The organism is Undibacterium sp. Rencai35W, from assembly GCF_049340185.1.
GTDB lineage: Bacteria > Pseudomonadota > Gammaproteobacteria > Burkholderiales > Burkholderiaceae_D > Undibacterium.
In genome coordinates, this window is record NZ_JBMPPC010000001.1 from 629,669 (window position 1) to 650,840 (window position 21,172).

Annotated in this window: 21 protein-coding genes and 2 pseudogenes; 11 read left to right on the plus strand and 12 right to left on the minus strand. The window is 40.0% G+C overall.

The window, feature by feature from the left end:
* Window positions 1-58: 58 nt before the first annotated feature.
* The 3 genes from ACO0K3_RS02835 to ACO0K3_RS02845 all read left to right on the plus strand — a co-directional run bounded on the left by ACO0K3_RS02835 (window position 59) and on the right by ACO0K3_RS02845 (window position 2,848).
* Entirely contained in the window at window positions 59-1,861 is a 1,803-nt protein-coding gene (locus ACO0K3_RS02835; RefSeq protein WP_422981681.1) for a GGDEF domain-containing protein, read from the plus strand.
* Between the two features lie 185 nt (window positions 1,862-2,046).
* Window positions 2,047-2,385, plus strand: a complete 339-nt coding sequence (locus tag ACO0K3_RS02840; protein WP_422981683.1) for a hypothetical protein — start codon at window positions 2,047-2,049, stop codon at window positions 2,383-2,385.
* An 85-nt stretch (window positions 2,386-2,470) separates the two neighbouring features.
* Window positions 2,471-2,848: a YXWGXW repeat-containing protein gene (locus tag ACO0K3_RS02845; protein ID WP_422981685.1), complete on the plus strand. Its 378-nt coding sequence runs from the start codon at window positions 2,471-2,473 to the stop codon at window positions 2,846-2,848.
* Between the two features lie 588 nt (window positions 2,849-3,436).
* Here ACO0K3_RS02845 and ACO0K3_RS02850 read toward each other — a convergent pair.
* A pseudogene (locus tag ACO0K3_RS02850) lies at window positions 3,437-4,353 on the minus strand (polysaccharide deacetylase family protein).
* 697 nt (window positions 4,354-5,050) lie between these two features.
* Here ACO0K3_RS02850 and ACO0K3_RS02855 point away from each other — a divergent pair.
* The 4 genes from ACO0K3_RS02855 to ACO0K3_RS02870 all read left to right on the plus strand — a co-directional run bounded on the left by ACO0K3_RS02855 (window position 5,051) and on the right by ACO0K3_RS02870 (window position 10,721).
* Entirely contained in the window at window positions 5,051-7,648 is a 2,598-nt protein-coding gene (locus ACO0K3_RS02855) for a TonB-dependent receptor (RefSeq protein WP_422981687.1), read from the plus strand.
* A gap of 15 nt (window positions 7,649-7,663) precedes the next feature.
* Entirely contained in the window at window positions 7,664-8,659 is a 996-nt protein-coding gene (locus ACO0K3_RS02860) for a hypothetical protein (RefSeq protein ID WP_422981689.1), read from the plus strand.
* Between the two features lie 86 nt (window positions 8,660-8,745).
* Window positions 8,746-9,408 carry a response regulator gene (locus ACO0K3_RS02865; RefSeq protein WP_422981691.1) on the plus strand — a complete coding sequence of 221 codons (663 nt, stop codon included), beginning with the start codon at window positions 8,746-8,748 and terminating at the stop codon, window positions 9,406-9,408.
* Complete coding sequence (locus ACO0K3_RS02870; RefSeq protein ID WP_422981693.1) at window positions 9,405-10,721, plus strand: ATP-binding protein; 1,317 nt, start codon at window positions 9,405-9,407, stop codon at window positions 10,719-10,721. Before ACO0K3_RS02865 ends, ACO0K3_RS02870 begins: the two co-directional genes overlap by 4 nt.
* 40 nt (window positions 10,722-10,761) lie before the next feature.
* Here the strand turns inward: ACO0K3_RS02870 and ACO0K3_RS02875 are convergent, their stop codons facing one another.
* Window positions 10,762-11,169, minus strand: a complete 408-nt coding sequence (locus ACO0K3_RS02875; protein ID WP_422981695.1) for a hypothetical protein — start codon at window positions 11,167-11,169, stop codon at window positions 10,762-10,764.
* A gap of 165 nt (window positions 11,170-11,334) precedes the next feature.
* On the opposite strand from ACO0K3_RS02875, the gene ACO0K3_RS02880 reads away from it, so the two are divergent.
* Both ACO0K3_RS02880 and ACO0K3_RS02885 read left to right on the plus strand, forming a co-directional pair.
* Window positions 11,335-13,017 (plus strand): SulP family inorganic anion transporter, encoded by a 1,683-nt coding sequence (locus ACO0K3_RS02880; RefSeq protein ID WP_422981697.1) that lies wholly within the window; start codon window positions 11,335-11,337, stop codon window positions 13,015-13,017.
* Between the two features lie 3 nt (window positions 13,018-13,020).
* Window positions 13,021-13,323 carry a hypothetical protein gene (locus ACO0K3_RS02885; protein ID WP_422981699.1) on the plus strand — a complete coding sequence of 101 codons (303 nt, stop codon included), beginning with the start codon at window positions 13,021-13,023 and terminating at the stop codon, window positions 13,321-13,323.
* Window positions 13,324-13,351: 28 nt separating this feature from the next.
* Here the strand turns inward: ACO0K3_RS02885 and ACO0K3_RS02890 are convergent, their stop codons facing one another.
* The 9 genes from ACO0K3_RS02890 to ACO0K3_RS02930 form a co-directional block, all read right to left on the minus strand.
* Window positions 13,352-14,554 carry a DUF2252 domain-containing protein gene (locus ACO0K3_RS02890; RefSeq protein WP_422981701.1) on the minus strand — a complete coding sequence of 401 codons (1,203 nt, stop codon included), beginning with the start codon at window positions 14,552-14,554 and terminating at the stop codon, window positions 13,352-13,354.
* 129 nt (window positions 14,555-14,683) lie between these two features.
* The gene (locus tag ACO0K3_RS02895) at window positions 14,684-14,881 is read right to left on the minus strand and encodes a hypothetical protein (RefSeq protein WP_422981703.1); all 198 of its coding nucleotides are present in this window, start codon (window positions 14,879-14,881) and stop codon (window positions 14,684-14,686) included.
* A gap of 275 nt (window positions 14,882-15,156) precedes the next feature.
* Window positions 15,157-16,515 carry an ATP-binding protein gene (locus ACO0K3_RS02900; RefSeq protein WP_422981705.1) on the minus strand — a complete coding sequence of 453 codons (1,359 nt, stop codon included), beginning with the start codon at window positions 16,513-16,515 and terminating at the stop codon, window positions 15,157-15,159.
* Window positions 16,491-17,153, minus strand: coding sequence for a response regulator transcription factor (locus ACO0K3_RS02905; protein ID WP_422981707.1), 663 nt, complete (start codon window positions 17,151-17,153; stop codon window positions 16,491-16,493). The genes ACO0K3_RS02900 and ACO0K3_RS02905 overlap by 25 nt, the downstream gene beginning before the upstream one ends.
* Before the next feature lie 172 nt (window positions 17,154-17,325).
* A complete protein-coding gene (locus ACO0K3_RS02910; protein WP_422981709.1) occupies window positions 17,326-17,787 on the minus strand; it encodes a hypothetical protein in 462 nt (153 codons plus the stop codon).
* 30 nt (window positions 17,788-17,817) lie between these two features.
* Window positions 17,818-18,600, minus strand: coding sequence for a hypothetical protein (locus tag ACO0K3_RS02915; protein ID WP_422981711.1), 783 nt, complete (start codon window positions 18,598-18,600; stop codon window positions 17,818-17,820).
* Window positions 18,601-18,694: 94 nt separating this feature from the next.
* Complete coding sequence (locus ACO0K3_RS02920) at window positions 18,695-19,282, minus strand: undecaprenyl-diphosphatase (protein ID WP_422981713.1); 588 nt, start codon at window positions 19,280-19,282, stop codon at window positions 18,695-18,697.
* A gap of 53 nt (window positions 19,283-19,335) precedes the next feature.
* Window positions 19,336-19,674, minus strand: a complete 339-nt coding sequence (locus ACO0K3_RS02925; protein WP_422981715.1) for a PepSY domain-containing protein — start codon at window positions 19,672-19,674, stop codon at window positions 19,336-19,338.
* A 163-nt stretch (window positions 19,675-19,837) separates the two neighbouring features.
* Window positions 19,838-20,008, minus strand: coding sequence for a hypothetical protein (locus ACO0K3_RS02930; protein WP_422981717.1), 171 nt, complete (start codon window positions 20,006-20,008; stop codon window positions 19,838-19,840).
* Between the two features lie 224 nt (window positions 20,009-20,232).
* Between ACO0K3_RS02930 and ACO0K3_RS02935 the strand changes: the two genes are divergently transcribed.
* Both ACO0K3_RS02935 and ACO0K3_RS02940 read left to right on the plus strand, forming a co-directional pair.
* The gene (locus tag ACO0K3_RS02935) at window positions 20,233-20,481 is read left to right on the plus strand and encodes a GlsB/YeaQ/YmgE family stress response membrane protein (RefSeq protein WP_422981719.1); all 249 of its coding nucleotides are present in this window, start codon (window positions 20,233-20,235) and stop codon (window positions 20,479-20,481) included.
* A gap of 56 nt (window positions 20,482-20,537) precedes the next feature.
* Entirely contained in the window at window positions 20,538-20,894 is a 357-nt protein-coding gene (locus ACO0K3_RS02940; RefSeq protein WP_422981721.1) for a hypothetical protein, read from the plus strand.
* Between the two features lie 158 nt (window positions 20,895-21,052).
* Here the strand turns inward: ACO0K3_RS02940 and ACO0K3_RS02945 are convergent.
* Window positions 21,053-21,160: pseudogene (locus ACO0K3_RS02945) on the minus strand (LuxR C-terminal-related transcriptional regulator); the annotation flags it as partial.
* Window positions 21,161-21,172: the final 12 nt, after the last annotated feature.

The following is a 21,172-nucleotide window of genomic DNA, read 5'->3' on the forward strand; positions in this document are numbered from 1 at the left end:
ATGATTGTGAATCAAGTAGTTGGCAAATCGCACGTCCATCGAATCTTATAGGTACATCATGTTGCAAGCACGGTTACAGCAAGTTATTGACCGACAAGAACTTAGTGCTCTTTTTCAACCGATTATTCACATGCAATCGGGAGAAACTATTGGTTATGAAGGGCTTATTCGAGGGCCCTCAGATAGCCCGCTACACTCTCCATTAAATTTGTTCAAAGTGGCTGCCGCTGCTAATTTAAGTGTTGAGGTTGAACATTTATGTCGTAAGGTTGTACTGGAGCGATTTGCTTTACTGAATTTGCCGGGTAAACTTTTTCTCAATGTCAGTCCGGAATGCTTGCTTTACCCGAATATGAGAGATGGGGAAACTCTCGACTATATTCATCAATTCGGCATTAGTCCAGAGCGCGTTATCATTGAGTTGACGGAAAGTCAGCCGACATATGACTACGAATTATTAGGTAATGCGTTGGCTCATTACAGCCACATGGGATTTCAAATTGCGATTGATGACTTAGGAGAAGGATTTTCTAGTCTGAGACTTTGGTCAGAATTAAGACCCGCTTACGTAAAAATTGATATGCATTTCATTCAAGGTATTAACCTTGATAAGGTGAAATTGCAATTTGTTCGGTCAATTCAACAAATAGCAGAAACTTCAGGTACATTGGTTATTGCTGAAGGGATAGAAACGCAAGCAGAATTACTATTGATTCGTGATCTGGGTATTGCATGTGGCCAGGGTTATCACATTGGACGCCCTCTAAGCGATCCGCCCACGTTTACTTCACCACAAATTGCAAAATCCTTGAGTAATCGAGGCATCGCAATTTATCCTCAAGAGCGCACTCATTTTCAGACATCAACTACTGCGTTGCGGTTACTACGTGTAGTACAACCTGTCTCGCCTCAAGTCTCTAACAACGAAGTTCTGGATATTTTTGTCCGGAACCCAGATCTTGAGGTGATTCCCGTAGTAGACCATGGCGTCGCCGTTGGTCTAATCACTCGCCGTAACTTGGTTGATCGCTTTGCAGTGCAATTTATCAGAGAATTACATGGGAAAAAGCACTGCGATATGTTTATGGATCGCGCTCCTCTCATTGTTGATAAACATATCAAGTTGCCTGAATTAAGTAGATTGGTAGTAGAAAAAGAACGTCATCATTTATTTAATGGCTTCATTATTACTGACCAAGATCAATATCTGGGAATGGGTACGGGTCATGACTTAATGCGTGAAATCACAGAAATGCAAATCAATGCAGCGCGTTACGCCAATCCATTGACTTTGTTGCCAGGCAATGTACCTATTAACGAACATATTGATCGACTCATCGAGAATGGCGGGCGATTCAGTGCATGCTACGTTGATTTAGATTTTTTCAAACCGTTTAACGACGTATATGGTTATAGAAAAGGTGATGACGTTATCCAGATGACTGGAAAAATTCTGGAGGCTCATTGTGACCCTGCTAGAGATTTCGTAGGACATATTGGAGGAGATGATTTTTTAGTTCTATTACAAAGCGAAAATTACGAGGAGCGTTTCCAGGCGATGATCGATGGATTTACAACTGAAATCAGACATCAGTTTAGCAAAAAGGATGTAGAGCAAGGTGGCTACATGAGCGAAGACCGCCGAGGTCAATCTGTATTTAACCCTTTGCTGACAATCTCTCTCGGCGTTGTCAAGGTAGAGCCCGGTCATTTTTTATCTCATTATCAAATCGCTACCGCAGCAGCAGAAGCGAAAAAACAAGCTAAGCGTATATCAGGAAATAGTTTATTTATAGACCGACGAGCTGGTCCATGTGCACCAATGTATTCGGATCAAATTCAAACTGCTTCGGCTGCGTAATGCAAAAAAAACTAAACTGATTTAGATTTATTTTTCAATTCATGAAGAGGCAAACATCGCTCTCAGGAATCTTAGAAACATGTTGTTACCTCCGATACAAATTCTTTGTAATCTCAAACGGATATCTTCACGTTGAATAGGGGCATCACAATTGCATCCCTTTTTACATCACCTGGAGAATCAATATGATCACTATTCGTCAAACAGTCGCACTATTAGGTATTCTTGGTGTTATTGCTTCTGCCACGAGCAGCGCTTTTGCAGCAGACACTACGTGGCAAAAAAATCATCCGCGTCGCGAACAGGTAAATACTCGATTGGCGAGACAAGATGCTCGTATCAAAGATGAAGTAAAAGAAGGTGACATGAGTAAAGCCAAAGCGGCGCACCTTCATCAGCAAGACAGACAAGTGCGCCAGGAAGAACGTGATATGGCAAGCCAAAATGGTGGACACATCACAAGGCAAGAGCAAAAAACATTGAATCAGCAAGAAAATGCGATCAGTAAGAAGATTCATGGATAATACAAATCGGTCTAGACTAAAACGCCTGCGTTAGCAGGTGTTTTTTATTAGATATTTGTAAAATCAGTCAGTCAAAAGGACAGAAATGAACTACGTAATACGAAGGATAATTGCGACAAGCCTTGTATTGTCAGCAGTCGGGTGCGCTGCACCTCCCAGTCAGCGAGTTGTCGTGCGGGAGCAGCCAAGAGTCGTGATCCGGCAAGTTCCTGCACCTGTGCAGGAAGTGATTACAGTTCAGCCAGCTTCTGGCTATGCGTGGGTTCCTGGTCATTGGTTCTGGCATCACAATGAATGGGAATGGCAAGCCGGACATTGGTATCAAGGCAGCGTACGCCCTATGCCTGCGATGCTTGTAGAGCAAATTACGATAGCACCAAGTCCCAACCATTATTGGATACCAGGGCACTGGAAATGGCATGGTAACGAATGGGAGTGGGTGAGAGGGCGTTGGAATATATAAGTGCTTGACTGCCAGCACCAATCTGCCGTGCTGGCAGGACTTACTATTACCTCAATTCGAATATCTTTTTCGTTAATCGAAGTCAATTTTTCGTATTTATGGATGTATATCGGGTAGTAATCGGTTCTACTACCTCTGACTAATCATGTCTCGGATGCGCATCTAGTGCGATTTCAGGAAAAGATAGCAAAGAGATCTTTTTCATTTCTTCGCAAATAAATTTTAGCGTTCGATTATTTCGCTAGTACTTCATATTTAAACGTATAGTCACATTTTAAGAAAGCGCTCGCAGCGTTGTCAACGCTATTTCAATAGTCTACTGTTAGGATACTTTGAAAGTAGACGAATTGAGCTAGACACAATTTAAGTGCTGCATAGACATTCGGAATACGCTTGCACACTTGTTCGAACAAGTGTGTGGAACTCTACAAAAATTTGCGTAGTTTTCGGCTTTACTATCACTAGACATAAGCACTGTATGAACGCAAAAGCCATAGTTCGTATGGGTTTTGTTAATGCCATGCTACTTGTGGCAAAGTGCTATATTTATTTAGCTAAGTAATTAGCTAAATAAAACAGTACTATTTTTTAATCAAAAAAAGCTTTGGACTCATCCTCGCCAAGAGCACCAAACGAGAATCCATCATCAAGTAGTTTTTGAACTAATTTTTCTAATTGGCTTAATGTGTTTGGATGAATTTCATGCATTAGGATAATCCCACCGTTGTGCATTTGGACGCTAGAAATAACATGTTGAAAAAAATTATTTCGATTTTGTGGCAAAACACCACAGCTTAAAGCCTCCTTAAGATCGACTGATCCTTTGTGATCAAATGCCCAGTCACAAGAATCGATATGCCATCCGATAATTTTATAATTTCTTGATTTTAACAACTGATTCGATTCACACGAGGAGTTACCGTACGGATACCGAAATAAAAGCTGATCTGTAATGTTAGAAAACAAGGTCGAACTTTTTTCTATTTCCAGTGCTTGTTTTTCTTCCCGAATGTCATGAAAATTTGGGTGCGACCAAGAATGGTTTCCTATTGAGGCTAACGGTGACTGCTGCACTAATTTTACTAACGTAGGATGTAATTCTGCTTTTTCACCGATCATAAAAAAGTTGCTGGAACATGATACTTGTTGAGTACTTCAAGAATATGTTCTGTTTGACCTGGTTCAGGACCATCATCAAAAGTAAGGTATATTTTTTTTCGAGTTGGAGAGATACTAATTTCAGATTCAAAACGACATTGACGTTTTAAGATTTCTTGATCTGAATTCATATGCTCAATCAATTTTTTTAGGCGATGCTTTTTTATTGATGTCGTCTCTTCACTTATAGAATGAATCTGTAGTGTATTTGTTGGTTCATCTGCATTTGCAAGGATTGGTACGAGAGTAAAAAAAATTAAATAAATAAATTTCAAATAACTGAAAAAGCCTGAATTGAATAAAGATTGCATATGGTATTTTTCTGAAATTCTATCGTGATAAAACATTGAGCTTGATCGAAACAACTATTCTTGCTTCGTTATCTAGAGAGATTAGCTAGAGTATCGCATTCAATATGTCCTGCTAAAAAAAAGCAAATTAACCGAGGCACTTGGTTAAAACTAAGAGAAAGTAAAAGCTCAGGCAGCGGTAGCCTCAATATATTTCTTCGCAGCTCATTACGGCGATATTGGACTTTGTCCGTTTAAAAAGAAGGTATTTCGTACATTGCAATGAGTATTGAAACTAAAAATGGTACGGTCCGCCTAACCAAATACGGTATTTCATTTTATCCTTTGTCGTTGAGAAATATGCGACAAAAATATTTGGAAGTTCATCAGTCTTAAAAAATAGAATTAGTTTTTAATTGCTTCTACAAATAAAAAAAGAAAAATTATCCTCTCTTAATACTTAAAAATTCCTTAATTTTAAGTAAATACAACGACTATTCTTTCATATATTACATGTAGTTTTCTCGTCATAAATACTCCCTAAGCTTCGCTCACAAATATCTTCACAAAACTAGCCGTCACTATTCGATCCTGTCTGAGTAGCGACAGAAACATCGTTTTTGGGGGCGGTATTTTCTACTGGCAAATAGTCGCCAGATGTAGACCTCGTATTTATGATGCGAAACTTTGAATTTGTATTTCATCGGACTCGTATTTTTTACGTGGTACTTATTAATTTTTATTGAAAAATATCATGCGAAAATTAGATACGAAAAAATCGTTGATCTCATTGTTGATTTCACAAATTTTTATGGCATCGGCCTTTGCTGTTGAAGGCGATATGAACAATTCAGCTATCGAAACTGTAATTATTGAAGCTCAACGAACGTCAAATGGAGTTGCTCGTAAGGCACAGGAGGAGGCGCCAAACCTGATTAATTTATTGACGGCGACTGAGATGAGGAAGCTGCCGGATGTGAATATCGCGGAATCAGTGCGTCGAATTCCTGGTATCTCGCTTGAAACCGATACAGGGGAAGGGCGCTTTATTAATATTAGGGGGCTAGATGCTGACTTAAATAGCACAACCTTTGGAGGTTTGCGTCTCCCTCCATCGAATAATGCGACACCATTTTCAGGTGGACGAGCCGTCGCATTGGATGCTATTCCAACTGGATTGGTTGGTGCAATTACTGTTACAAAAACGAATCTTCCTGAGCAGGATTCGGAAGCATTAGGTGGCACAATTGAGATCACCCCTAAAACTGCTCCGCTTAATGGGAAACCCTTTTTCGAGGGGCGTATTGGAACTGGGCGAGAGCAACTTCGTCGTACCAGTATTACGGATCTTTCTTTTTCTGCAGGAGGACGTTTTGGCGGGGACGGTGCTACCAAATCGATAGCAACAGCTTATTCCGACAACCCATTTTCTATTGTAATTACTGGCGCATATTATGAAGATAAGCGTGGTATAGACGATGTCGAACCTGCATTTATTGACGATGGCATTAACTCGTCACTTGCTTACGCTGGCTGGGACCAGCGTTGGTATCAATATAATCGAAAACGTCACGGTGTCGGGATTGATCTTGGCTACCAAGCTGATACAAAAAATAGTTACTACATACGTGCATTCGATGCGGGTTACACCGAAACCGTTTTGCGTCAACGTCTCACAATTACCCCTGACGGCAATCCTTTATCAATCGCTGGTGGATTAAGTGATGGCTTGGGGGCAAATGGATTTGATAAAACATTACGTCAAGAAAAGGAGACTATTAACAATCAAGTATTCGTTATCGGTGGAAAAAATCAATTTGACGACAAAGTAATTGATTATCGGTTAGGAATGACTAAAGGATCCTTTGATAAAAAATACGATTACAACTCAGATTTTAATTACACGCCAAGTGGAACTGCCACTATCGTCTACAACAACCTTGGTTCAGGTAATACCCCTGCATTCGTTACTAGTGGGGCAGACTATTTGAATCCGTCAAATTATTCTTTGGTTAAATTCCAAAACAGTACTCAAAATATTTCTGACAAAGAGTGGTCAACCGCTATCAACGTTAAGTTTCCAGTATATTGGGGTAAATTTGATTCTGAAAATTTAAAGCTTGGTATTAGTACGAGACTGCGTACAAGAGAGGTTAATGGGCAACCCTATTCTTATCCTGGAGTCCCTGCACTTTCAATGACAGATGCCTCTTATGGACCTAGTGTGACCTTTTATGATGGAGCGTACAAAAATGGTCCGCAATTAAGCCCTGATGTGCTTCAGAGACTTTTGTCTGGTTACCAAACGATTAGCACTAATAACAACGTAAATGCCGCTCTCCAATACCAGAAGGATAAGGAAGATGTTTATGCAACCTATGGTCAATATCAGATGAGTGTCGGCAAGCTTGGTGTTGTGACGGGTCTCAGGATTGAACGCACACGCGGCACGTATGATGCCAATGGAAAGGGGGTTGACATGAACGGCAACGCGTTCATTACGCCAGTCAGTCAGGGAAAGTCATATACAAATTTTTTCCCTAGTTTGCAGGCTCGGTATGAGTTAGAAAAAGGTTTTATCTTCCGTGGAGCTTATTCTTCAACTATTGCGCGACCAGGTTTTAATCAAGTAAATGCTTCGCTCAATGTCGACCCAAGTGCTAATACAGTTTCTAGAGGAAATCCAGATTTAAAACCTGTGACGGCGAATTCGTTTGATATCTCTGTTGAAAAATATTTATCTAACTCAGGTATCCTTTCTATTGGTATTTTTGACAAAGAGATAAGTAACTATATCGCAAACAATTTAACCAATCAGACTTTTCCTAATAATGGACTATTTGCTGGGTTCGTTGGTGTCGCACACGTGTACTCATACACTAACGTTGGTAAATCCCGCGCTACTGGTATTGAATTCAATTATGAACAGAAGTTCAAAACGCTTCCTGATATGTGGAGCGGACTTGGTTTTGGCGCTAACTACACGTACGTCAATTCTCGTTTCGAAATCCGACCAGGTGAATTTGCCTCAATGCCGTCAACATCAAAACAAACAGCAAATGCTAATCTTTCTTATGATCGAAATGGTCTAAGTTTACGGCTTGGCGCATATTATGTCTCACGCAACTTATGGGCAATTGGTGGTAGTAGTGCTACTGATAATTTTTCTGAAGCACGTACGTCAGTTGATTTTGGTAGCTCATATGCGATGAACGATTTCACATCTATTTATTTTAACGCTAAGAATTTGACTAATACACCTCTTCAATTTTCAGAAGGTGCATCAAATAGGACGATTCAACGTGAATTTTATGGTGCTACCTATCAAGTAGGTCTCAATATCAATTATTAATTACGCGAGAATAAAATGAACCTCACAATTATCACATCTTCATCAATAGCAACTTTATTTCTTGGGGCTCTTTTCGTCAGCCCCTTTGTAAGCGCATCGGAATCTGGATACAACTTAGTTCAACAGTGGTCTGTTGGGAAAATATCAAAATGGGATTATTTAGACATAGACCCAGTTCGTCAGCGTCTATTTTTAACTAAGTCCGACCACGTCCAAGTACTTGACGTGAACTCGGGTAAGCAAATTGGTGAAATTCAAAATACCCTAGGTGTTCATGGTGTTGCATTTGCGGAGAACTTGAAAATTGGCTTCACTTCAAACGGCAAAAGTAATTCAGTGACTGTTTTTGATCTCGACTCTTTAATGGTAAAGCAAGAAATAAAAATTAGTGGACTCAATCCTGATGCCTTGCTTTATGAGCCTGCCAGTCAAAAGCTCTTTGTTTTTAATGGAAAATCTGCAGACGTAACAGTAATAGACGCAAAAACCTTGAAAGTAATATCTACCATTGCAACAACAGGACGCCCAGAATTTTCTGTCAGTAATCAGTCCGGTAAAATATATTTCAACGTTGAGGATAAAAATGAATTACATGTAATTGATATCGCCACAAACAAATTGATTTCAAAGTGGCACTTAGATGGGTGTGAGGAGCCGACTGGATTAGCTATTGATGTAAACGGAGAGCGATTATTTTCAGTATGTCAAAATAAGAAAATGATTGTTACTGACGCTAACACCGGTAAAAAAGTCGCGACAGTTGATATAGGCGAGCATCCAGATGCAGTCATATTCGATCAAGAAACATCAACTATTTTTTCTTCAAATGGTGATGCTGGAGGATCGCTATCAGTGATTCATCAACGAGATGTCAATAACTATGAACTTGTTGAAAACATCAAAACTGCGCAAGGTGCAAAAACCATGGCGATGGATATGAAGTCAAAGAAAATATACTTACCCGCGATTCTGAATAATACATTCACGATTATGACGTTCGCAAAAAAATAGGATGGTCATTTAAAAAATGAGAGTCGTTTGCAGTTGTAACGACTCTTTTCATTTTTGCGGCCTGAATATATTGTGAGTGCATTGCTATGCGAATTTTACTTGTTGAAGATGATCCGATGATCGGTGACAGTATTGAGGAGGGACTGCAAAGTCAGTTTTATGCTGTTGATTGGGTTAAGGACGGGATTAGTGCCTCCTTGGCGTTATCGTCTAACGTATATGATTTTGTGTTATTAGACTTGGGATTACCAAAAAAATCCGGATTAAAAGTACTCGAGGAATATCGTCGCAACGACGGAAACTCACCTGTCATTATTCTTACCGCAAGAGATACGACAGATGATCGAGTGCTGGGACTAGATGGTGGCGCAGACGACTATTTGGTTAAACCCTTTGATCTAATTGAATTGTTTGCCAGGATAAGAGCGGTCATGCGTCGAAAGTTAGGTAGGGCACAGCCGATTCTGTCTTGTCATGGCGTATTCTTGGATCCCGCAAGTCATGAGGTGAAATTGCATGGGGACCTGATCAGCTTGTCCGCACGTGAATTCGGATTACTTTATGCCTTAATGGATCCTGCCGGTCAGGTCGTATCTAAATCTCAACTTGAAGAAAAGCTTTATAGCTGGAAGGATGAGATAGAAAGTAATACGATTGAAGTCTATATCCATCATTTAAGAAAGAAATTCGGTATTGGCTTTATTAAAAATGTTCGTGGTGTCGGGTACGTTATTCCATTGCAGTTATGAAGACAATTCGTCAAAAATTATTATTTTGGCTTTTAGGTGGAACCCTTTTATATGCTCTTGTCGGCGGTACGCTGTTATTTAATAAAATTAGTACGGAGGCAAACGAACTCTACGACGATCAGCTTATGCAAATTGCTCAGTCGATTCCCATGTCAATGATGTCGATACCGGCAGTTGGAGATATTAGTAAATTTCATGAAAATTTCGTACTTCAGGTATGGAATTTAGATGGTAAATTGGTTTACACATCTAATCATTCTGTTCAAATACCGGTACATCAAATCACTGGATTTCAAACAGTCGAATTTAATAAAATAGCCTGGCGTATTTTTATACGATGTACTCAAGACTATATCGTGCAGACGGCACAACCCGTATACGAGCGCGATATATTAGTCGGTGAAATGGCCTTTCGCTGCTTGATTCCGTTTGTTATTTTGATGCCGTTGTTAGTCGTTTTGATATGGGGGGCAGTTAGTAAATGCTTGATGCCGCTGAATATGCTAGCAAACACTGTCAGAACTCGCTCACCAGACGATTTACATCCAGTATCAACTGCCGGAATATCTCCTGAATTAGTACCTCTATGTGAATCGCTTAACGATTTGTTGAAAAGGTTAAATTATTCTACATCTTTGCAAAAAGAGTTTATCGCAGATGCTGCACATGAACTACGATCTCCTTTGACCGCATTAAAACTCCAGATTCAGCTAGTTGAGATGGCCACTGATAGCGCTCAAAGAGAGGTAGCATTTTTAAAAGTTCATGAACGACTCGATCGATCAACTAACTTAGTGCACCAACTGTTGACACTCGCACGTAACGAGCCCGGATCCAACGATAGGCCACAAGTCTCAGTTAGTTTGAAATCTGTAGCCGAACAAACTGTGATCGATAATTATCCGTTAGCGGCAGCAAAAAAAATTGACCTAAGCTTTTCTTGGGAAGGAGTATCTTTCGATATTTTAGGAAATGCTGACGATGTAAGAGTTTTAATGTCTAATCTATTAAGTAATGCGATTCGATATACGTCAATAAGTGGAGTGATCGAATTGGCATTAATCAATGCAAATAAGAGAATTATTTTTCGTGTTTCAGACAATGGTCCGGGGATACCCTCTTTCGAATATTCTCGAGTTTTTCGTCGATTTTATCGTTGCGAACACACGGAAGCCTGGGGGAGTGGATTGGGGCTATCTATTGCTAAAAATATTGCAGACAGACATCTGGCATCTATTCAGCTACAACCTACGTCTGATGATAAGGGACTAACGGTAATAGTATCGTTTCCTCTACTACTACCGCTGAGCTGATGAATCGCAAGCATTTTAAAAAATGATGGTTCTGCATTAGTTACTTGATTTGTGCAGCGTCCTTATTCCGCTGACTTACATCCTCACTTCGCTCTTTACGGTCGTTATGAAGTTCTTTTTTATCTTTTTTTAGATCATGCTTCTCGTGATTGATTTCATGTTGCTCATGTTCACGGCGTTTTTCCATTTTTTCAGCATCTGCCAAATTACCGTTTTTAATATCTTTATCTTCCGCGCGTTGATCCATATTGCGTTTCTGACGATCCTCAGATAACTCCTTTTTATCTTTACTGATGGCACGCTTATCTTGGTGAATATCTTTATTATCTTGATGTATTTCTTTGTTATCTTGTTTGACTTGGTCTACGACATTAGATGTCGTTGATTGAGCGAATGCGGACATAGAAAGTACTGTCATCAATGTAGTAAAAATGAGTTTCGTCTTCATTATGTTTCCCTTTTTAAATAGATTAAGACGTTGAATGTCTTGTCCACATTAACGATACTCATGTTAAATTCGATGACGGAATAGTTGCACCAAGTTGAAACAAACTGTAAGTCATTCAATGGGTGACGGTTAATAGTAGGACTGTTAAAAAATAGTGTCTACTGAATGTCAAATACGAATATGAAAAATAATAGTTGGGGGATTAATATTATTGCGGGCATTTCGCTCGCAGGATTATTACTTCCGGAGGCAGTTGCGTATTCAAGTATCGCGAATCTTCCTGCTCAGGCGGGTATCGTTGCATTGTTTGCCGGGCTCATTTGCTATGGACTGGTAGGTAATAGTCGATTTGCAATTGTCGCTGCAACTTCGTCATCGGCCGCAGTACTTGCTTCTGCATCCGCAGCAATGTCTAACGGAAATAGTGCAATGCGTCTCGATATTGCCGTGGGACTTGTATTGTTAACAGGAGTTTTTTTTATTTTGGCGGGAGTTTGTAAATTAGGAAGTATTTCTGATTTTATTGCGAAACCTGTCTTGCGTGGATTTGCGTTCGGACTTGCTCTCGTCATCATCATTAAGCAAGCTGCGAATATCCTTCAAATTCACTTACATCACACGGATATTATTCGCATTTCTAATGATCTATTCGGGCAAATACATTCTTGGAATTTGATTTCGGGTGTTGTCGGAGTCTTTTCACTAATTTCACTGTTTATATTTTCTAAAGTACCTAAACTGCCGGGGGGCTTAATCGTTATTCTTCTCGGCATTCTCCTAGGTAAATGGTTTGATCTATCTCATTACGATATCCGATACGTTGGAGATATCGATCTTCGCCTAGAATCGCCCTCTTTGCCAACGATGTCTTATCTGGAATGGTTACGAATAGGTGAGATGAGCATTGCTATGTTGATGATCTTATATGCAGAGTCCTACAGTTCTATTCGGAATTTCGCAATGAAACATGGCGATCAAGTCTCACCAAACCGCGACTTGGTAGCTATCGGTCTCTCAAACATCGTTTCTAGTTTGTTTCATGGAATGCCAGTGGGCGCTGGATTTTCTGCAACATCTGCTAATGAAGCGAATGGAGCAACATCTCGTATCGCTGGACTAAGTGCTTTGATGACGCTCTTCGTGATCGTATTGACTTTGCTGCCTTTCATTGCATTGACACCAGAGCCTGTTCTGGCCGCTATAGTAATTCATGCGGTAAGTCATACATTGCGACCGTCAATTTTTTATCCTTACTTTAAATTACGACGAGATCGATTTGTCGTCGTCGCGGCAGTGATTTCAGTACTATTCTTGGGCGTATTAGACGGGTTACTGGTCGCAATTGGAGTCAGTCTGATAATGCTGTTAAAGCGCTTATCTGAGTCTACTTTATCTATTCTAGGACGATTAAATGATGGACATGACTTTGTCAGCAAAGCGATATATCCAAACGCACAATCGACTGCGGGTATCTTGATTCTAAGGCCAGAGTCAGGTCTTTTTTTTGCGAACGCTGAGAGAATTTTTAGTTTGGCAAAAACTTATATTTCTTTGGCTGAAGAAGACGCAAAGATTACTGTTATAAGTTTAGAAGAGTCGCCTGATCTTGATAGTTCCAGTGTAGAAGCGATCATCAATTTTTGCGATGAAATGTCGGCTATCCGTAAATATATTTTTTTCTCACGTTTGAAATTTCCAGTTCAAGAAGTTTTGATAGAGGCCGAAATTCAAAAAAACAGCTGGGTTAAGATCAGTGATTTAAGTGTTGATGATATGGTCAGATTGGCCGAGAACATTCTTTTAGAAGACGCCCATCCAGAACTTATTTCTAGTTCATCGGGTTTTTGAAAAATGTCAGAAAATTACAAACGTTTTGGTATCCCAAAACAGAATTTAGATGCGGCGCAAAAAGCAAAGAAAAATCAAAAAAATGCGAATTACTGCTGTTATGTTCCGACACGTGACCAAGTTGCAAATGCAGATATTGATATTATAAAAAAGCTTCTTGTGGACTGGATGTGTCATAGCCCGACTGAGCTAATTCCGAGTAAGACACAAATAGCCGAAGTTCGAGCCATATTGATGGCAAGGTCCGATGCAAGTAGCCTCAGTGGGTTATTAACAATGTGTAGCTACTACATCAGTAGTGATTAGAACCGACAACGTCAAACAGTAGATTTATTTAACTATTAAAAAAACCGTCATCAAATGCACAAATATAAGATTTCCAGTCTTCATTAGTTTGCTTAGCACAATTGTCAGCGTAGGCTAATATTTGTGTATGCCATTGATTTTTTTGACAATATTTGATGAGTTCGTCAGTGATTGCAGAGCCATCTCTTCCCGTACCGCGAATATGTGCTGATGCTACGATTTTGCCCATCGCGTGAAGTATATTTTCTAGCTCATCGATTGAGTTAATAGAGCGATCAAAAACAATTCTGTCCTCAGCAGGTTGAAGCGCCCTTAACAGGTAATCTTTTTTTTGTATATTGACGGATTCTAAAAAAGACATAGAAACTGCTTGCATACGAGACTGTAACTCAAGTGTTCTATGTGATTCAGTTTGCCATTTTGGTTGCTTTACTTTTAAATGAGAGACCAAAGACGAGGGTGAAGAGGCTTTGAGATCTAACAAATAGTTACCATCCAGATGTCCCTTACCATTGATCAAAATAATATAACGGTCTAACCCTAGACTACCGGTGCCTGCAACCCGTCTAGCAATATCAATTGGATGAAAGAAATTGGGATCCGCTTGAGTTTTTGCGTACTTTTCCATGAATTCAGCAATTACATCGAATTGGTGTGATGATGCTGGGAGTGCTCTTTGCCCATCAATTTTTAATTGACGTTTGCCTTTTAGTGTATCCGTTCTTTTATTTAAGAATGTTGATCGTTTACGTTCTCTGAGGTTATCAAGTAATCGGCGGATTCTCCCATCAGCAGTTTCTCTCTCGATCCAATAACTTTTCCCCATGGAGAGTGTTGATCGGTAGGAAGTTAAAAAAACATTTCCTAATAGCTGCGCATCTTTCTTTTTAATTCCTAGACTGATCGAGCCCACCAAAATACTCGTAAGAAGTCTCACTAAATCCCAAGTTAAGGGAGCAAGTGCTGCTTCATCAAAGTCGTTGATATCGAAATAGGTGAGGCGATTATTGCCCTTGTAACTTCCAAAATTTTCTAAGTGTAAATCGCCGCAACACCAAACTAGAGGTGCGTCAATAAAGATGTTTTCTTTTGGAAGACGGTCATAAAATACATGACATGTGCCCCGTAAAAATACGAAGGCATTGCTCCGCATTTTTTTGTATTTCAACTCCAGTCGTTCTTGTTCTCGACCTGTATTGAAATTTTTAATAAGTTCGTTGGCGTCAGTCATATCAATTTGAGTTTTCAATAAATAGCATTATTGAAAAATCTTTTTATGGGTAAACATCAGCCCATAAAAAGATATTCAAAAAATATGCTCAGCGAGAGTAATGTCTGAAAATTTACATCGTGAAATGAATTAAGAAAATCCACCAAGCTGAGCTAGTTTATGTTCTTGGCCATCATGGCTCACAGAAACAACATCTATTTGATATGGAGCATTTAGCTCATGACGAAGGACGGCAGCTTTGTTAAATGAATGCAAAAAATCATCACCAGCTTCTACTGTTTTTGTAATTTCTTGTGCTTCATTTTGGCAAATTAATTGATAACGCATTGATAGAACCTTCTTGTAAAAAATAAGTTTAAGATTTGAAACGAACATGAATACTAATGCTTTTTCTGATTAAATTTGGTAATTTTTGAAAATTCCCTTGATTAACAATTCACTAAAAATAGAGAAACAATCTAGGTGTCATTGGCAGTTGAAATTGGTTAAATCAACTTCCGGGTATTTTTTGAATTTTGACGTGCCGGCTCAAGTAATTTCGTCATAAAAACAGTCATTTTGGCTTTTCTTTGCAGCATGACAATGCGTCTCAATCAACTAGATCAATGGGCTTTTAAGTTAAATATCACTTTTACACTTAGCCCTGCGAATTCCTCTTCTGACCGGATATTTTCTATTTGAATCTCAGCACCAATTCGTAAAGCAACGGATTGCACAATAGACAGTCCAAGCCCAGAACCAATTTCGTCACTACCTAACACTCGATAGAAAGGATCAAATACTCTTTGCAACTCATTGTCTGGAATTCCAGGACCTGAGTCATCAATTTGGATAACTATGATGGATTCATTCGATTGAGTCGAGATATCAACACGCCCTCCCTTTGGGGTGTAGCGAATTGCATTTTCTACGATATTCTTGAGTAAAATTGTTAGATCAAATTCATATGTTGATATGTGAATATCTGTTCCGCTGACAACGCCCACATCAATATTTTTTTGTTCTGCTAGCGGCATTAGATCTTCTAAAAGACGGCGCAACACCAATCCAATGGAAATTTCTATTAGGTTGCCTTTTGAGGGCTCCTGCATCCGGGCTAGCATCAGCAATTGATCTAATAATAATCGCGAACGATTTAATCCCTTTTGTAGTGTGACTAGACGCTCTCTTGCCTGAACTGACATCTCCGCACTGGACAACCTTTCTGCTTGCAAGGATAAAGCCGTTAAAGGAGACCTAAGCTCATGCGCAGCGTCGGTAACAAACCGTTTTTGTAGTGTAATAGAGTGTTTGACACGAGATAGCAAATGATTGATTGATGTAATAAAAGGAATAATTTCATGGGGTACATGATCGCCACTGACTTCATTTAAATCATGTTCAGAGCGAACGAGTAAATCAGACGCCAATTGTTTTAACGGTCTAAACATTTGGCGAATCAAATTTCGAATTAATACCAAGAGAAGTGGAATCAATACTAAGAATGGCATCAAGGTTCTAAACGCACTGTCACGAGCGACCTCATCGCGAACCGCAGTCTGCTGACCAACAGCAATTCGTGAACCAGATGATAGTAATTTGATAAAAAATCGCCACGACTCACCGTTAATGATGATCGTCTGTATACCTACAGGTAGCTTGTCCGATAAAACAAGTCCATGGTCTAAATCGGTTGATAGTTCGTTTGGGTCATTTGATAATACTTGGATTATTACACGTGAGTCGGGATCAACGTTGGTAAGGCTGTCCTGGCTGTTAGTTTGCGCTGTAGAAAGCCGATAGCGACTTAACATTGACGCTATTTGCTTTAGTTGATCATCCTGTAGTTCATTTGCCTCTTGAAATCCAGAAGCAAATGAGAAAATGCCAGCTGCAATGGCGACCATAATAATCGACACGCACAACCATACAGATAATTTAAACTGTAATGAATGCTTCAATTTCCTTTTGAAACCATCCATCCAACCCCCCGGACATTTTTTATTGCAGTATTGCCTAATTTTTTACGAATTGAATGAATTAAAAATTCAACCGCATTACTTTCTACCTCTTGATTCCAGCCATAGATACGATCCTCAAGGTCTGTGCGAGATAAAATAGCGCCAGGGCGTATCAACAGCGCTTGAAGCAGCGCAAATTCTCTTGCTGAGAGGCGAACACGTACGTCTCCAAAACTTGCTTCATGTGTGGCTGGATCTAGAGTTAACTCACCGTTACTCATTAGCGGAGCGGCTATTCCTCCTTTTCGTCGAATCACAGCGCGCATACGTGCAAACAACTCTGCCATTTCAAATGGTTTTACTAAATAGTCATCAGCGCCGTTATCCAGGCCTCGCAGGCGGTCATCTAGGGAATCTCTGGCCGTAATGACGATTAAGGGAATAGGATTATTGTCTTCTCGGATCGATCTCAGAACGTCAAAACCATCTTTTTTTGGTAGGCCTAAATCTAGTAATACGAGATCATATTGTTGTGTTTGAAGCGTAGACAGAGCATCTTGCCCGTGACGAACCCAATCAACGGCAAATGCAGCGTCTTTTAGCGCATCTTGGATAGCATCTCCAATCATCTGATCATCTTCAATAAGAAATATTCTCATTTTTTTGCCCTAACGGTTTCACGAATATCGATTAACTTTGTAATTGAACATAATCGATTTAATACCAAGCGAAAATTGCGCTTAAATGAAACAAGGAATATAGAACAAAAAATTTCGAATGTTAAATGCACCCTGAAATTCATATTGGAATTTTTATAGGCATATCGTATTCTCAAGTAGGCGCCTGAAGAGTATCAAAGGTTTTTAATAATTCAGACATAGCAGCTTTACAGTTAACTTGATTCGCTGTGTCTGCAAGAAGCGCATTAAGGGCATGATCAATAGCCTTGTCTAATGTATGCCAATCACTGGCAGAACGAGGTTTTAAGCCTGCTTCTGCGGCGTCCCATGCGATTTCTAAATCCTTGATTCTAGTTTTAGCGGCTAAAAGATTACCCTTGTCCACGATGGTAGAAACGTCAGCTGCTATCATTCGAAATATTGATAAGTCACCTAATTTAGATGCGACCTTATTGGGTAATAGAGCTGCCGTGTGGGCGCTTCCACTCGTTGCCGATGTATTGGCGGCTGCGGCGGTGCCAGTCTCAGGCTTTGAGCATCCAGCCAAAAAGACCAAAGAAGTTGCTATTGAAATCGTAGCAAGGATGCGAATAAGTGAATTTAGGTGAGTCACGATATTTCCTTAATTGATGGTGATTTGATGTTATTTGGTGAGTTGTGCGTGCTTATGACGGTTCGCACTGCACTGAGCGACGACCACTAGGATGATGATCACCGATAAGAAGAGGGCACTTGTCCACATAGCACCTATGCCAAGTCCGCCATAGGTTTTGGCCTGTGTGAGCATATCGCCTATCGCTGCACCAAATGGGCGTGTCAAGATGTAGGCTATCCAGAAGGTAAGTACGGCATTTCCACCGAGTCGCCATGCAACATAAATAATAACGATCAGCGTGCCGAATAATAGTGCGCCCCATATAAAACCAAGTCCGATTGCTTCTGTAGCTAGATCACCGGCTGCGGTACCCAAAGCAAAGGTGCAGAGAATCGCTGACCAATAAAATGATTCACGGCTACGTGTGAAAATTTGGTGAATAGATAAGCTACGCTCCGCCCAATACCAGATCAAAAAAATGTATCCTAATACCAAGGCAAATACTGACGTACTGATATACAGGCTCACACCTAACCCATCAGTGAGGAAATCAGTAATCAAGGTGCCTACTACACTGACAAGAACCACCGTAAGCCAATAAATCCAAGGTGTATAGCGGCGCGTACGTAATTGGATTAATAGAGCAATGACTAATAGCGCCCCCATGACTGCACGCGTTATTCCTTGGCCGAAACCAGCGTTGACCGCCAGAAAGTCGGCCCCGGTCTCTCCCACTGTGGTAGACATGATTTTAATAATCCAAAAAGAGAGCGTTACTTCGGGTACCTTATTGATCCACTGCGACGTAGCGGGTGTTGTTGACATATTCATGAGTTGATTCTTAGCTATGATTGGTTAATCTTGGTACTAGTTTGAGACTTTAAACTTAGGCTATCCATAGGAGATCAAACTATCTGTCATTTTTCTACTCATCTGATTTAGATGAATTTTTTAAAAGAATGTGATGTATGTTAATAGCGATTTTGTAGGTGAAAGGTAAATACAAGCCTGACTGAACGTAGCTTAACCAAGCACTTACTATGGCAATCAAGATCGCACCAACTATGTCGAATGGAAAATGAACACCTAGATAAATCCGTGCCCAGGCCATAGGTAAACCAAGTAAACTAAATACAGCACCTATTGACCGAAAAGGTTGATACCTTAAAAGGCTAAACGATACGCACCAGAGCAAGGTTAAATGATCGCTTGGAAAAGATGAATCTGCTACATGAGGAATCAAGGTTCGACCTAACCCCATCATGAATGGTCTGGGATGCTGCCAAAGTGCGCTGATGATCTGGTTGATTAGCAATCCAACTAGTCCAGCACAAACGGCTTCTAATAGTAATTTTCGTGTGGATTCATCACCGCGCAGCCAGGTAGTAATCAGGAAGATCGGAATCAAAAAAATACTATATTCGGCAAAAAAAATAGCTAAATTGACGATAATCTGGCTTGGATGTGCTGAGTAATTAAGCCAAAGGAATAGGTTTTGGTTTAGCTGTTCCATAGGTTAAATGAAGAATTACCTCCAAAATCTGGAGGCAATTTATTAATCGTAGATTAGTCTGGTTTGTCGTGATCATCGTCGCGATCCGCTTTGTCTTCAATAGAAGAAATGATGGTACCTTTTTCAGCATCTACCCTGACATCAAAGACTTTCACTCCACTAACAACCTCAACGTCATATACCCAGCCAGCTTTACTTTGTTCGTATTCAGCACGAGATGCTTTGCCATTGGCATGCTGTTCTGCAGCCGTCACAGCCTGTATCATCGTCACCTTCGCATTCGCTACTGCTAGTGCGTCATTCTCCATTCCTTTGTTTGCATAGGCAAACGTACCTAAACTAACTGTCGTCAAAACCGTGACTGCGATTGCAATTTTAGTGAAACGAAACATGATGAATCTCCTTGAAGAAATCCGCAGATATTTGCGTACTAAAAAGAATAACGTCTCAAACTTAGCTAACACTGAGGACTTTCTATAAATTGGAGGTCCACAGTAATAAAAAAGCCAGCGATTGATTTACGCTGGCTTTTTGGACTTTCTTTGTCATCAATTATCATGCGAAGGTATTAATAGAGGTCCCTTTGTTAGCTTCCTGAGCGCGTACTTGCGGAGACTCCTTTGCCTCTTCACTCGGACTTGTTTTTTGTACGTCCAGATTCTGTTTTGTTATTGGTTGTGCCAATTGTTGAACTACTGGCGAATGAGCAACATTACTGATGTTCATATTTACTCCCTCATAGACAGCACAAAATTGTGCTATTTGAGCCTACTCTGAGATACTTAGCTCAGGCATAGTATGTGGCAGATATTGTGCAGTACCTAAATAGGACGCGCTGCCTTTGGTAAGGTGTGTTAAACCAACTGCCTAATGAATTAACAATACTAAACAGTTGGCAAAAAACAAATCATGTATCCTTTTTAAGTTCTAAGTCTATATAGGAGAACCTTGTGCACATTATTTGGACGATCTTGATTGGTTTGGTTGCTGGTGCTATCGCTAAAATGATTCTTCCCGGGAAAAATCCTGGCGGTTTTATTATGACGGTATTGTTGGGTATCGCAGGCTCCGTCGCCGCAACCTATTTGGGACATTTTATTGGTTGGTACCACGCAGGAGAATCAGCCGGTTTTATTGGTGCAGTTGTAGGCGCAATGTTGTTGCTAGGGATTTATCACTTGGCAACTAAAAATAGTTAATCGCTCTTAAAATAGAGAGCGTTTAATTTTTTAAATTTAATCTTGAAAGTACAGCAATGAAATCACTCACAACATCATTCGTATTGATAACAGGTTTACTCAGTGCTACAGGTGGTTTTGCGCAAACAGCACAAAGTGCATCTAACACAGCAAATGCCGCTAAACCGAATACCACTGTCGCTGCGTCTTCTTCTGCAATGACATCGTCGTCAACAACGACAACATCAGCTAAAACAAAAGTAGCTGCTGCTGGTGGCGCATCAGACAAGGTTTGGTTGAATACCAAGTCAAATGTATACCATTGCTTTGGTACCAAATCCTATGGCAAAACAAAAGTAGGTGAATATATGAGTGAGGCCGATGCAAAAACAAAAGGCGCGCACGCGGATCATGGTAAGGCTTGTACTAAGTAAGCGTTAAATTAAAGAAGCAAAAAGGTGGAGACAGCTCCACTGTCTCCACCTTTTTTATTTGAGTCGCGGCAAGTAATGGCGCAAATTAATTTGAATAAGGGTAAGGATTGGCTTGTTTTGATGTGCAATTAACCGAATTTTCAGACACTGAAATAATTTCATTTCATCTCAGTACGACCTTGAATTAACGCTAATTCAACGAGTGATTTGACGTTCATTTTATAAAAAATATGAGATCGATGCACTTCTACTGCACGAATACTAATCATATAGTTATT